Annotated in this window: 5 protein-coding genes; all 5 read left to right on the top strand. The window is 41.7% G+C overall.

Translation table 11 applies throughout. The annotated features are described in order from the left end of the window. Positions 1-230 precede the first annotated feature (230 nt). The 5 genes from AC3B6B_RS00090 (at position 231) to AC3B6B_RS00070 (ending at position 15,041) form a co-directional block, all read left to right on the top strand. On the top strand, positions 231-449 hold the full coding sequence (locus tag AC3B6B_RS00090; RefSeq protein ID WP_489756683.1) for a DUF1659 domain-containing protein: 219 nt from the start codon (positions 231-233) through the stop codon (positions 447-449). Between the two features lie 11 nt (positions 450-460). Then, positions 461-673: a DUF2922 domain-containing protein gene (locus AC3B6B_RS00085; RefSeq protein WP_489756682.1), complete on the top strand. Its 213-nt coding sequence runs from the start codon at positions 461-463 to the stop codon at positions 671-673. Positions 674-823: 150 nt separating this feature from the next. Further along, positions 824-1,531: an MgtC/SapB family protein gene (locus AC3B6B_RS00080; RefSeq protein ID WP_489756681.1), complete on the top strand. Its 708-nt coding sequence runs from the start codon at positions 824-826 to the stop codon at positions 1,529-1,531. Positions 1,532-1,712: 181 nt separating this feature from the next. Continuing rightward, entirely contained in the window at positions 1,713-2,246 is a 534-nt protein-coding gene (locus AC3B6B_RS00075; RefSeq protein ID WP_489756680.1) for a TetR/AcrR family transcriptional regulator, read from the top strand. A gap of 264 nt (positions 2,247-2,510) precedes the next feature. Next, complete coding sequence (locus AC3B6B_RS00070; protein ID WP_489756679.1) at positions 2,511-15,041, top strand: DUF1542 domain-containing protein; 12,531 nt, start codon at positions 2,511-2,513, stop codon at positions 15,039-15,041. The last annotated feature ends 28 nt before the right edge of the window (positions 15,042-15,069 follow it).

Below are 15,069 nucleotides of genomic sequence, written 5' to 3'. Positions count from 1 at the left end.
AAAAAAGTCTACTTATTGAAGTAGGCTTTTTTTATTGATGAAAATTTCGAGTTAGAAACCAAAATTATGAAGCTATAAGATAACTACCTTCTACATTATAGAATAAATTTTATAAAAAGGAAATTCTTTTGACTAATTTGGTTCCGTTTTTATTTGGTTAAACGTTATTAATAGTGTAGCAAGTAATTACCGGCCGGTAACCACTGCTATTAATAGGGAGGAGAATTAATATGGCAGAACAACGTAATTGGCAAGATAGTAGTCTCGTTTTTAACTTAAGTAATGGTGATCAACAATTCAAACAAAATTTAACGAATGTGATTGCTGATCCGAGTGATGACCAAATCGCAACCGTCGGTCGGGCGTTAGCGGCCTTAAATCCAGGGGCAAGTTTAATTGATGCCGCTTTAACAGTCCATTCGCAATTAATTTTTGATCAGGCAAATTAGGAGGTTAGCAGATGAAAGTATTAAAAATGAATTTCACTACCCAAGAAGGTAAGATTGTTTCTTTGACTTTGAAGAATGTGGCCCAAGATTTGACTTCACAAGTTGTGTTAAGTCAAATGCAACAGATTGCCCAAGCTCAGTTGTGTCAAAAAGATGGTGTGGATCTCTATCATCAACCAGCTACGGCTGAATATGTCGAAACAATCGAAACACCGTTGTTTTAAATCAATAAGTTTAAACTGAACGCTTTGCAAAAGAAAAAATTTGCAAAGCGTTTTTTTATGTAATCGATAATAAATATTTTAAATTCACAGTTAAAATGAGTATAATTAAAAGCATTGTACCTAAATTTTATAGAAGAAAGGAAGAATCGTATGGATTTACATTTACCTTTAACCGAAATCATCTTGCGGTTACTGCTAGCAGTGCTTTGTGCGGGGTTAATTGGTTATAATCGCCAGCAAAAAAATCATTCCGCTGGTGTGAGAACGCATATTTTAGTTTGTGTTGGGGCTTGTATAATTGCAATGATGCAAAAAGAGATTGGGTTTAATGCTTTGAACATGGCAGCTAGATATCCGCATTATGCGGGCGTGTTACGCGCTGATGATGCGCGTTTGATTGCACAGGTAGTTAGTGGGGTTGGTTTTTTAGGTGCTGGAACAATTTTGGTGCATCATCATACAGTGCGTGGTTTAACCACCGCAGCTAGTTTGTGGACGGTCGCTGGTTTAGGCTTGGCAATTGGAATGGGGAATTATGATATTGCCATTGCGGGCACCATTGTGGTCTTTATTGTGTTAGGTTTTTTAAAACGCGTTTTGCATATTACACCCGTTAAGAAAATTATGATACAGTATCATCACAAGAAAGAAACCAAAGAGTTTATTCAGGAGTATTTTAATCAGCATAATATTACGGTGCGTGATGTTAATTTTAACGTGCAACAAGCAGATGCTGACGAGCACATTTACACTAATGTATATGAGATTGAAATTCCTAGTAAAATGAATTATTCTGATATCATTGAAGATATTTCAATGAATTCTAATGTAATGTCAATCAAAACAATTAGTGTTTAACAAGTAATAGGAAATTTTGCAAAAAGGTAGTTGAAAAATCAGGAATCTAAGAACAATTTAGCTAATAGTAGTGTTTAGCTAGATACTTGGTGGATTCGACAACTGGATGAAAGTAGTTACTAGTCCAGTTGAATGCTGAATGGGAAGCAATCTGTTGGCAATTAAGGGGATTATAGAGTAAATGAGGACACAAGATCGGCGTGTGGAATATACAAAAAAAGCAATTGAAACGTCGTTAATTGAACTATTACAACATAGTGATTTAATGACAATTACTGTGAAGAAGTTATGTGAAAAAGCGGGCATCAATCGTTCAACTTTTTACATATATTATCGCAATACTAGCGAAGTGTTGGAAGCAATGGAACAAGAGATGATTGCGATCATTGATAACTTTATTCAAACGCAATTAGTGGATAATCATAATCAACCGTTAACAATGTATGACTATTACGTGCGCTTTTTTAATTATATCAAGCGTTACCCGAAGCGCAGTTTGATCTTGATCAATTCTAGCGTTTCAGAAAAATTTGAAAGGGATTTAGCACGCTTGGCGAACCAGATTAGTAGCTTGCAGGGCAATGAGTTAAGCAATTTTCAAGTGACTTATATCATCTTTGGCACATTAGCGGCGGTGAAGATGTGGTTTAAAGAAGATATGCAAACGCCAGTGGAGCAATTAAGTAAAGAATTAGCGCAATTAGGTCATGATTAGTTAGCTGAATGAGCGTTTCTTATTTAAATAAAAAATAAATTAAAATTAATTAACAAGATATGTGTTTGTTGCATTTGTCACAATTTTTTGAGTTGGATTTTGAATTTAATTGTGCTAATGTAAAAAGCGCGTATCTTTTTTTGTTTATTTGCCGATAAACAAATGGAATTTTCCAATCGTTAAACAATGAAAAGTCAGTTTTAACGTAATTTATTTTTGTCAATTGTTTGAAATAGTTTTTGCTTAATTGGGGAGAACGTACTAATGAATAAGAAACGAATTTTAGCAACTATGGGTGTGACTTTATTTTCGTCCACTTTGTGGTTGGCTACGAATAAAACGAGCGTGCAAGCTGATGAAACTGCCACGCCAGATAGTGTTAATCAAGTAACGCCTACAACGGATAATCAAAATACTGCTGATACTACTGCAACAACAAGTGATTTAGCAGCTGGCAAAATTGCGGCCAAAAATGCAATTAATTTAAGTGTGCAGACGGCAACTAGCCAGATTAACAATTTAACCATTGATGCTACGCAAAAAGCCAACTTGTTACAACAGTTGCAGGGAATCAACGACCAATTTGCCGCTCAAGTGGAACAAGCCCAAACCACCACTGAGTTCACACAAGTTCAAGCTACGGCGCAAGCTCAAGTGCAAACGATTGTGCAACAAGCAACGAGTTTGACCACAACTAATACGACGTCAGATGCTAATAATACATCTACAACAAATACAAATGTGACTACTACGTCTGTAGCTGACTCTGCGTCTGCACCAGCAACGACTAATACTACGGATACCACTTCAACTACTAATACTGATCAAACGCCAGCCAGTGTAGCGAGTGTTTCCGGAACGCCAGCCGCGGATGCTAGTCAAAATGTTTCTACAACTCCAACTGCTACTGATGCAACGCCAGCAGCGAGTGCATCTAATTCTATTACAAGTACGAAACCGCACATCGCGAATTACTTATACGACGATGATCCCGCTTTACAACCAGACGATACTGGAACGGTTTATATCAGTACAGCACACCAGTTTTTAGCCGCGCTGGCTCCTCGTAATATTGGTGGGGGTTATTCAGCTGATATTGATAAAATTAAAACTATTGTTTTGTTAAACGATATTACAATCACTGCATCTGATATGTCTAATAGTGATATTTACGTTGGAGATAATCGAACGGTAACTGTTAAATCAGCTGATGATCATCGTTATTATTTAGATATGCGTGGCAATCGAGTTGTTACCTCGGGGGATATTACTTTTCAAAATTTAGATATTTATGGTTCCACCTACTGGGGGGTGGTTAATCCTCAAGGAACACCTACGATTACCTTTGATAATATTTCTTATACTGGAGCCCAGATGATTCATGCTAGCAATGGGCAAACAGTAATCATTAAGGGTAATGTTTCGGCTTCATCAGTACCTAGTTACGTCAGTCCGTACGATAATAGTGTAATTAAACCAATTGATGATTATCAACAAGTCATTGAGATTAGTGGTAGTGGGAAAGTTGACTTTACTGAGGGCTCCACTTTTACTGGAACAACTTATAAAGATGATGTAATTGATATTGAAGGGGCTGGAACGGTTACCTTAGAAAAGGGCGCAACTGTTAACCTTAATGCCCATAGTCATGGGCTTAGTGCTCAAAATTCGGGTAGTAATGTTGCTGGAATTTATATTAGTAGTGCTGGAACCATTGATGCTCAAGCTGGTTCTATTTTGAATATTAATGTTGTTGGTGATGATGCTAAAGATACGGCTCAAGCGATTAATTTAGGATCTGGTTCTAGTTTACATCTGGAACAAGGATCCAAAGTCAATATAAAAAACAATGGTTCTATTTACTCGGGATTAGTAAATATTAGTGGTACCTTACAGGTTGATAACAAAGCTGATTTTGAAATTGTCGGCCAAGATATGAAGGACTTCAATGGCCCTATTTTGAATATTACTAACGGTACTATTAACTTAACTGGTGGGACATTTAAAGCTCAAGTTGACGGTACGGGGGCGACGACGCTGTTAAATATTGCGGGTGCCCATGTGAATATTGATAACCCCCAAGACTTTGTCTTAGATGCCACTACAAATAGTAATGCCCATTTAATTAGTGACGGGCAATTTGCTTTAAATGATGTGAAATATATTAGTGCTGATGGTACAGTTTCTGGTCCGCTAGATAAGTTAAACATGAATATCAGTAGCGATACAGTTGGTACGATTAACGATCCTGCAGATGCCAGTGCAGCGAGTGATATCGTCGGTGAGAATTATGCCTCCGAACAACCAGTAGTGAGTGATCTAAGTGGTAAGGATTTAACTGGCTCTAGAATCGAATTTGTGTCGGCAGGACCGTTTGTGGACGTTGACCAAGCAACGATTGATCCAGATAAGACGGTTGTATCAGGTCATACCAATAACACCAATGCATATATTTATGTGGTAGTGAAACATAGTAATGGCACAACGACGCCATTACCGGGGACACTTGACACATCGGATAAGTATTGGCGTGATAGTGCACCTAAGTATGTGGCGCAAAGTGATGCGCAAGGTAATTTCTCCTTTGCCATCCCGGCTAATACATTACAACCAGGTGATCATTTAGAGCTGTCAGCTAATAAGGATTTTGTTGATAGTATTGAACCTTTAGACTTTGATCCAGAGGCCGCCGCCGCCGCGGCCGCTGCTTTACAAAGTACCAAAGATACGGCTATTCAAGCACTGCAAGCCGCCCAAACAGCAGCTAATGACCAAATCGCTAAAGCTAACTTAACTGATGCCCAAAGACAAACTGCTCAACAAGCCGTTGCTGACGCTTATACAACGGCAGCAAAAAATGTTAATTTGGCTACGTCTGCTGATGCGATTAACACTGCTCAAACTAACGGGGTAACAGCCATTAATGCGGCGGCGCAAACCGCCATTGCAACGGGTGCTTTAGATAACGCAAAGTCTGCTGCCCAAAAGATCTTGGATGATGAATTGACGAAAGTTAATAGTCAGATTAATGGTTTTAAGAATTTAACAGATACGCAAAAAACTACTTTAAAAGCCCAAGCCCAACAAGCACATGACACAGCTGTTGCTCAAGTAACAGCTTCTACAAATACAACTGATATAACTAATGCGCAAACAGCTGGTGTGACCGCAATTGATGCCGTGGCTAAGACGGCGCAAGATGATGACACTACCGCTTTGACGAAGGCTAAATCGGATGCCATTACGGCGTTAAAGACTGCGCAAACGGCAGCACATAATCAATTGAGCAAGTCGAAATTAACAGCTGAGCAAAGAGTAGCGGCCATGACTCAAGTCGATAATTTATATACAGCTGCTGAAAAGAAAATTAATGCTGCTACTGATAGCCAGGCAGCCACGACTGCTGAAAAAACTGGTCAAACACAGATGAATCAAGCAGCCATGGACGCAATTAATACTGGTGTGTTGGCTAACGATAAATTAGCTGCTACTCAAGCTTTAGATACTGAGTTGGCAACGGTTAATGATCAAATTGACGGTTTGAAAAACCTGACAACCACTCAAGTCACTGCATTAAAAGCGCAAGTACAAAAAGCTCACGATGACGCTGTAACGAATGTGAACGCCGCTGCTGATCACGCCTCAGTTTCTCTAGCGCAAAAAACAGGGATTACTAATATTGATGCAGTTTTAGATACTGCTAATAATAGTGATGCTTTGAATGCGGCGCAAACAGCCGCTTTAGCAGCTTTAACTCAAGCACAGACGACAGCCAATACCAAAATTGATGGTTCAAGTTTGAGTGCTGCCCAAAAGAAAGCCGCTAAACAAAAGGTACAGACAGCATTTGATTCAGCCAAGACGCAAGTCAATGCTGCGACTGACCCAACTGCTGTACAAACGGCCCAAAAGAATGGTCAAAGTGCTATTGCCAATGCAGCAGATACTGCGATTACTGCGGGTGAATTAGCCAATGCGCAAGCTAGCGCTAAAAAAGCTTTGGATACTGAATTATCAAGTATCAATGCAAAGATTGATCAATTACAGAACTTAACGGATACGCAAAAAACTGCTGCTAAAGCACAAGCGCAAACAGCTCGTGATGCTGCTGTTACGGCCGTTAATAAGGCCACAACGGTAGCTGATGTCACAACTTCTCAAAAAACGGGAATTAGTAAGATTGACGCCGCTTTAACAACGGCTCAGACTGATGACAATAAGGCTTTGAGTCAAAGCCAAACTACGGCCTTAACCGCATTAGCTACGGCGCAAAACGACGCTAATGCCAAGATTGCTGCTTCTAGTTTAAGCGATGAGCAAAAAAAAGCTGCCAAACAACAAGTGCAAGCTGCTTATAATGCTGCGGTAGAAAAAGTTAATAGCGCTACTAACCCAACTGATTTGGACCAAGCACAAACTGCTGGTCAGACAGCCATTACGAACGCCGGTGCTGATGCTATTGCGGCAGGTGAATTAACCAATGCGCAAACAGCAGCTCAACAAAAATTAGCTGCTGAATTATCGCAGGTTAACGATCAGATTGATCAATTGCAAAACTTAACGGATACGCAAAAAGCTGCTGCTAAAGCCCAAGCACAAACAGCGTATGATGCTGCCATCACAGCTGTGAATCAGGCCACAACGGTAGCTGATGTTACTAGTGCCCAAACTGCGGGCATTACGAAGATCGACGCTGCTTTAACAACGGCTAAGAGTGATGACAATAAGGCTTTGGGTCAAAGCCAAACTAATGCCTTAACTGCTTTAACGACGGCACAAAACGACGCTAATGCCAAGATTGAGTCTTCTAGCTTAAGTGATGAGCAAAAACAAGCTGCCGAACAACAAGTGCAAGCTGCTTACAACTCGGCTGCAGCACAAGTTAATTTAGCAACGAATCCAACTGATTTAGCAGCGGCACAAAGTGCTGGTACGGCTGCGATTACGCAAGCTGGTGAGGATGCTATTGCAGCAGGTGAATTAGCCAATGCGCAAACAGCAGCTCAACAAAAATTAGACGCTGAATTATCACAGGTTAATGATCAGATTGATCAATTACAAAACCTTTCAGCTGATCAAAAGCAGGCTGCTAAGTCTCAAGCAAAAGCGGATCATGATGCTGCGATTAAGGATGTGAAGGCGGCAACAACTATTGCTGACGTAACCAGTGCACAAAATACCGGGATCACTAAGATTGACGCTGCTTTAGAGACAGCTAATAGTGATGATGCTAGCGTCTTGGATCAAAGCCAAACTAATGCCTTAACTGCCTTAGCTACGGCACAAAACGATGCCAACGCCAAAATTGAGGCTTCCAGCTTGACGGCCGAGCAAAAGACGGCGGCTAAGCAAAAAGTCCAGGACGCTTATGATGCAGCAGCACAACAAATTAAAGCAGCGACAAATCCCGCAGATTTACAAGCAGCACAAACTGCTGGCACGACGGCGATTACGCAATCCGGTGCTGATGCTATTACCGCGGGTGAATTAGTGAACGCGCAAACGGCAGCTCAACAAAAATTAGCTGCTGAATTATCTCAGGTCAAGGATCAGATTGACCAATTACAAAACTTAACCGCTGATCAAAAAGACGCCGCTAAAACACAAGCACAAACAGCGCATGATAATGCTGTAACGGCAGTTAACACTGCGACAACAGTAGCTGATGTCACTGGTGCACAAACTACGGGCATTACGAAAATTGACGCTGCTTTAGAGACAGCTAAGAGTGATGATGCTAGTGCCTTGGGTCAAAGCCAAACTACGGCTTTGACTGCCTTAGCTACGGCACAAAATGATGCTAACGCTAAAATTGAGGCTTCCAGTTTAACGACTGAGCAAAAGACGGCGGCTAAGCAAAAAGTCCAGGACGCTTATGATGCAGCAGCACAACAAGTTAAAGCAGCGACGAATCCCGCAGATTTACAAGCAGCACAAACTGCTGGCACGACGGCGATTACGCAATCCGGTGCTGATGCTATTACCGCGGGTGAATTAGTGAACGCGCAAACAGCAGCTAAAACGGCTTTGGATTCTGAATTAGATAAAGTTAAAGGTAAAATTGATCAATTACAGAACTTAACCGCTGATCAAAAGGCCGACGCTGAGAATCAAGCACAAACAGCGCATGATAATGCTGTAACGGCAGTTAACACGGCGACAACGGTAGCTGATGTCACTAGTGCACAGAATACGGGGATTGCCAATATTGATGCTACCTTAACAACGGCCCAGACTGATGACAATAATGTCTTGAGTCAAAATCAAACTACCGCTTTAAATGCTTTAGTTACGGCACAAAACGATGCCAACGCTAAGATTGTTGCTTCTAGCTTAAGTGATGAGCAAAAGACGGCCGCTAAGCAAAAAGTTCAGGACGCTTATGATGCAGCCGTAGCCCAAGTTAATAGTGCTAATAACCCAACTGCTTTGGATCAAGCACAAACTGATGGTAAGAATGCGATTACCCAAGCTGGCGATAATGCCATTACCGCTGGTGAATTAGCGAATGCGCAAGCGACAGCTCAACAAGAATTAGCTGCTGAATTATCTCAGGTCAAGGATCAGATTGACCAATTACAGAACTTAACAGCTGACCAAAAAGCTGACGCCAAAGCGCAAGCGCAAAAATCCTATAATGATGCGGTTGAGACGGTTAATGCGGCGACAACGGTGGCTGACGTAACAGCTGCCCAAGAGACAGGCAAAACGAATATTGATGCTGCCTTGAAGACCGCCAATGATTCTGATGCAACAACACTCCAAAATAGTAAGAATGATGTTTTGGCTGCTTTGGTTGCTGCTCAACAATCTGCTAATGATGAAATTGCTGCTTCCAGCTTAACAGACGAGCAAAAGACTGCTGCTAAGCAACAAGTTCAAGCAGCTTATAATGCAGCCGTAGCCCAAGTTAATACTGCTACTAATCCAGCCGAGTTAGACCAGGCACAAACTGATGGTAAAAATGCGATTATACAAGCTGGCGCTGCTGCGATTGCCGCTAGTGAATTGATCAATGCTCAGGATGCTGCTAAAACTGCTTTAGACACAGATTTAGCCGATGTCATGAGCCAAATTGATCAATTACAGAACTTGACGGCTGATCAAAAGGCCGACGCTGAGAACCAAGCACAAACGGCGCATGATAATGCTGTAACGGCAGTTAACACGGCGACAACAGTAGCTGATGTCACTAATGCTCAAAAGACGGGAATTGAAAATATTAATGCAGCACTGAATATGGCTAATAATGATGACGCCAGTGATCTTCAAAACAGTCAAAACTCTGCCACTGCTGCTTTAACAACTGCGCAAACTGCGGCTAATAGTCAAATTGATAATTCTACTTTAACAGATGAACAAAAAGCAGCTGCCAAGCAAAAAGTGCAAATTGCTTATAATGTAGCAGTAGATAATGTTAAAGCAGCTACCAGTCCAACTGAGTTAACTTCTGCGCAAAACAACGGCGTTAATGACATCAATACGGCTGCTAATAATGCGATTACTGCTGGTGAATTAGCTAACGCACAGTCTGCAGCCAAAAGTGCTTTAGACGCTGAGTTGGATAAAGTTAACGGACAAATTGATCAATTACAGAACTTAACAGCTGATCAAAAAAACGCTGCTAAGGTGCAAGCACAGAAAGCCCATGATGCTGCAATGACGGCAGTGAATACGGCGACAACGGTAGCTGACGTGACAACTGCTCAAGATGCGGGTAAGACGAACATTGATAAAGCCTTGGATACTGCTAGTGCTTCTGATACAACGGCATTACAAAATAGTAAGATTGATGTTGTAGATACCTTGGTTGCTGCGCAAAACGACGCTAATGCCAAGATTGCTGCTTCTAGTTTAAGTGATGAGCAAAAACAAGCTGCTAAACAACAAGTGCAAGCTGCTTATGATGCTGCGGTAGAAAAAGTCAATAGTGCTACTAACCCAACTGATTTAGCAGCGGCCCAAAGTGCTGGTCAGGCGGCGATTACCCAAGCGGGTGCTGATGCTATTGCGATGGGTGAATTAGCGAACGCAAAAACAGCAGCCCAACAAAAATTAGCTGCTGAATTATCTCAGGTTAATGATCATATTGATCAATTTCAGAACTTAACCATTGATCAAAAAGCCGACGCCAAAGAACAAGCACAAAAAGCCTATGATGAAGCAGTCAATACCGTTGCTGCAGCCACTACAATAGATGCTGTGACAACTGCCCAAGATACTGGTAAGACGAACATTGATAAAGCCTTGAATACTGCTAGTGATTCTGATGCAGCAGCACTCCAAAATAGTAAGAATGATGTTTTATCTGCTTTGTCTATTGCTCAAAAGACAGCTAATGATAAGATTGATGCTTCTAGCTTAAGTGATGAGCAAAAACAAGCGGCCAAACAACAAGTGCAAGCTGCTTATGATGTAGCCGCACAACAAGTTAAGTCAGCAACGAATCCCGCAGATTTACAAACAGCACAAGCTGCTGGCACGACGGCGATTACGCAAGCCGGTGAGGATGCTATTGCCGCTGGTGAATTAGCGAACGCGCAAACAGCAGCTAAAACGGTTTTGGATTCTGAATTAGATAAAGTTAAAGGTAAAATTGATCAATTACAGAACTTAACGGCTGATCAAAAAGACGCGGCTAAATCGCAAGCACAAAAGGCTCACGATGCTGCGCTCGCAGCTGTGAATCAGGCCACAACGGTAGCTGATGTCACTAATGCACGGAATACTGGAATTACCAAGATTGACTCAGCGTTAATGACTGCTCAAACTGATGACAAAAATGCTTTAGGTCAAAGTAAAGCAGCTGCCTTAACTGCATTAAGTGATGCGCAAAAGGATGCTAATGATAAGATTGATGCTTCTAGTTTAAGTGATGCGCAAAAGCAAGCTGCTAAACAACAAGTGCAGGATGCTTATGATACAGCTGCAACACAAGTTAAGGAAGCAACGAATCCAGTAGATTTACAAGCGGCGCAAACTGATGGGAAAAATGCGATTGTGAAAGCCGGTGCTGATGCTATTGCCGTAGCTGAATTAGCCAATGCACAAGCTACAGCTCAACAAAAATTAGCCGCTGAATTATCGCAAGTCAAGGATCAGATTGACCAATTACAGAACTTAACAGATGACCAAAAAGCCGATGCCAAAGCGCAAGCGCAAAAATCTTATGATGATGCGGTTGAGACGGTTAATACAGCGACAACGGTGGCTGACGTAACTAGTGCACAAACTACAGGGATTACCAATATTGACGCCGCTTTAGAGACAGCTAAGAGTGATGATTCTAGCGCCTTGGGTCAAAGCCAAGCTACCGCCGTAACTGCCTTAGCTACGGCGCAAAAAGCTGCTAATGCCAAGATTGCTGCCTCAAGCTTAACTGCTGATCAAAAGGCGGCAGCTAAACAAAAAGTCCAGGATGCTTATGACGCAGCAGCGGCCCAAGTTAATGCTGCTATTAACCCAACGGATATGCAGACGGCACAATCTGACGGTCAGTCAGCTATTACGCAAGCGGGAGACAGTGCCATTGCTGCTGGTGAATTAGCGAATGCACAGTCTGCAGCCAAAAGTACTTTAGACGCTGAGTTGGATAAAGTTACAAATAAAATTGATCAACTCAAGAACTTAACTGATCAACAAAAAACTGATTTAAAGAGCCAGGCTGAAAAAGCCTACGATGCTGCACAAAAAGCGGTTAAAAATGCTACAACAGTAGCTGAGGTTACCAGTGCACAAAGTACAGGTATTGACGATATTGATTCGGCCTTAACGACTGCTCAAACTGATGACAAAAATGCTTTAGGTCAAAGTAAAACAGCTGCCTTAACTGCATTAAGTGATGTGCAAAAAGCTGCTAATGATAAGATTGACGCGTCCAGTTTAAGTAACGATCAAAAGACAGCGGCTAAACAAAAAGTTCAAGACGCTTATGATGCGGCAGCGGCCCAAGTTAATAGTGCTACTAATCCAACTGATATAAACAAAGCACAAACTGATGGCAAAAATGCGATTATGCAAGCCGGTGATGATGCCATTTCAGATGGTGAATTAGCCAATGCACAATCTTCAGCCAAAAGTGTTTTAGACGTTGAATTGGATAAAGTTAACGGACAAATTGATCAATTACAGAACTTAACAGCTGATCAAAAAGTCGCAGCTAAAGCGCAAGCACAAAAGGCTCATGATGATGCGATGATAGCAGTTAACACGGCAACGAATGTAGGCGATGTAACAAACGCTCAAAATACAGGTAAGATGAACATTGACAAAGCATTGGATACTGCCAACGATTCTGATGCTACGGCACTCCAAAATAGTAAGACTGACGTTTTAGCTGCTTTGTCTGCTGCACAAAAAGCTGCTAATAATAAGATTGCTGCTTCCAGCTTAAGTGATGCGCAAAAGCAAGCTGCTAAGCAAAAAGTACAAGCTGCTTATGATGTCGCTGCTGCTAAAGTTAATGCAGCTACTAATCCAGCTGATATGCAGACTGCGCAAACTGACGGTCAGACTGCGATTACCCAAGCCGGTGCTGATGCCATTGCCGCTGGTGAATTAGCCAATGCCCAAGCAGCAGCTCGGTCTACTTTAGACACTGAATTGACCAAGGTTACAAATGAAATTGATGATCTCAAGAATTTAACGGATCAACAAAAGAGTGACTTGAAGAACCAAGTACAACAAGCACATTCTGCTGCAATAGCGACAGTTAATGCGGCAAAGACGGTTGCTGATGTGACCAGCGCCCAAGATGAAGGTAAGACGAATATTGATAAAGTTTTGGACACTGCAGAAGGTTCTGATGCCTATGCTTTAAGTCAAGCTCAAGCAGCCGCAGTGACAGCATTAACCAATGCGCAAATGGCGGCCAATGCTAAAATTGCTGCTTCCAGCTTAACAGCCGAGCAAAAAGCCACAGCAAAACAACAAGTTCAAGCTGCTGTTGAGCAAGCAAAAACCAAAGTTAATGGTGCTCATAATCCAACTGATTTGCAGGCAGTCCAAGCTGATGGTTTGAAGCAAATTGCTACAACTGCCGATACTGCTATTGCTGCTTTTGAATTGACTAATGCCCAAACTGTTGCCCAGCAAGCTTTAGCTGATCAGCTAGCTCAAGTTAATGCGGCCATTGATCAATTATCCAACTTGACGGCTAAGCAAAAAGCAGACTTCAAGAATCAAGCTAAACAAGCTCATGATAAAGCAGTAGCAGCAGTAAATGCGGCTCAAACACCAGCGGCTGTAACGACAGCGCAAACTGACGGTGTAAAACAATTGACGGCGGTTGTGACTAGCGCCCAACAGGCTGACGCTGACGCGTTAGCAACTGCCAAGTTAAATGCTCAACATGATTTGCAAGCTTCGTTGAATGCGGCTAATCAGGCTATTAATGCTATGAACTTAGCACCTAAGCAAAAGACTGCTTTAGTACAGCAAGCACAACAAGCTTATGATCAAGCGCTGACGGCAATTAATCAGGCTACACAAATTACTGCCGCTACAACGGCGCAAACTGCAGGTTCTAAAGCGCTCAATGATTTGGTAGCAGCCAATACTAATCACAACTTAGCGCAAGCGCAAACTGATGCCATTGCAGCGTTACAAAATGCTTTGGCTAACGCTAATCAGTTAATCAATGCTATGACAGTAACCGATGATAAAAAGCAAGCTTTACTGGCCAATGCCCAAAGTGCGTTTGATCAAGCCAAATCGCAAGTCAAGCAAGCTCAGTCTTCAGAAGCTGTGCATATCGCTAGTGATCAAGGTATTCAAGCAATTCATGTGGTGACCGTTCAAAATGTTGCTAGTGATGTCAATCAAGCCAAGGCCGATGCCAACCAAGCTTTAGATCAGGCTTTAGCAACGGCTAATAAGCAAATTGATGATTTGCATATTTCTCAAGCTAAGAAGGATCAGTTAAAACAACAGTTAGCTGATAACCATGCTGCAGCGCAACAAGAAGTGAATGATAGTACTACGAATACGGGTGCGGCCTTGAATGGAATTGCTGGTATTGAAAACTTTAATTCTTTATTACGGGATATGGTATTAGATAATCAACCACCAATCATTACGTTGCCAAGCACAGATGATTCGGATGCAGATAAACAACCAACTACGACACCAACGGATACTGCTATTTCGGGGGTAGTGACGGTTAAACCAAACGTTAGTGCGGGCTTTGTGACTTTGTATGATCAAAATGGTCAAGCTATTGATCGTGTAGTCGGAGCAAAGACTAGTTGGAAGACCAATAATCGTACTATGATTAATGGTGAACTTTACTATCACGTGGCACCAAACGAATATCTGAAGGCGAGTGACGTGAACTTTAATACGGCTAAGCAAGCAACGGTAGTTGATGGAGTCTTGACCGTACGCTCAGACTTAGCACAAAAGACCGTTCCTGTCTATGATGCACAAGGACAAATCATTGCTAACCGCAGTTTGACTGCTGGTACTCAGTGGTTGACTAATGGTGCTCAAGAAATGATTAATGGTCAGGCTTATTACCAAGTTGCACCAAATGAATACTTGGCAGCTTCTGATATTAATTGGACACCACAAGCTATGGTTATTAATAAAAAAGTGGGCACATTAGCAGTGAATAATTCTAATGTTGCAGTTTATGTTTATGATGCAGCCAAAAGCTTAATGGTTAAATCGACCACTCAAACCTTAGCGAATACTAATGCATGGCGTTACGATTACCAATTAATTGTTAATGGTCATGTTTATTACCGCGTTGCCGCTAATGAATGGGTTGAACAACAGAACGTTTTAAATGACTAGAACCAAAGAAAAGCAATTCTTCTAATGA

It is taken from the genome of Bombilactobacillus sp. ESL1197, assembly GCF_058107145.1.
Note: the sequence above shows the minus strand (reverse complement) of the source record. Positions and strands in the feature narration are given on the sequence as shown.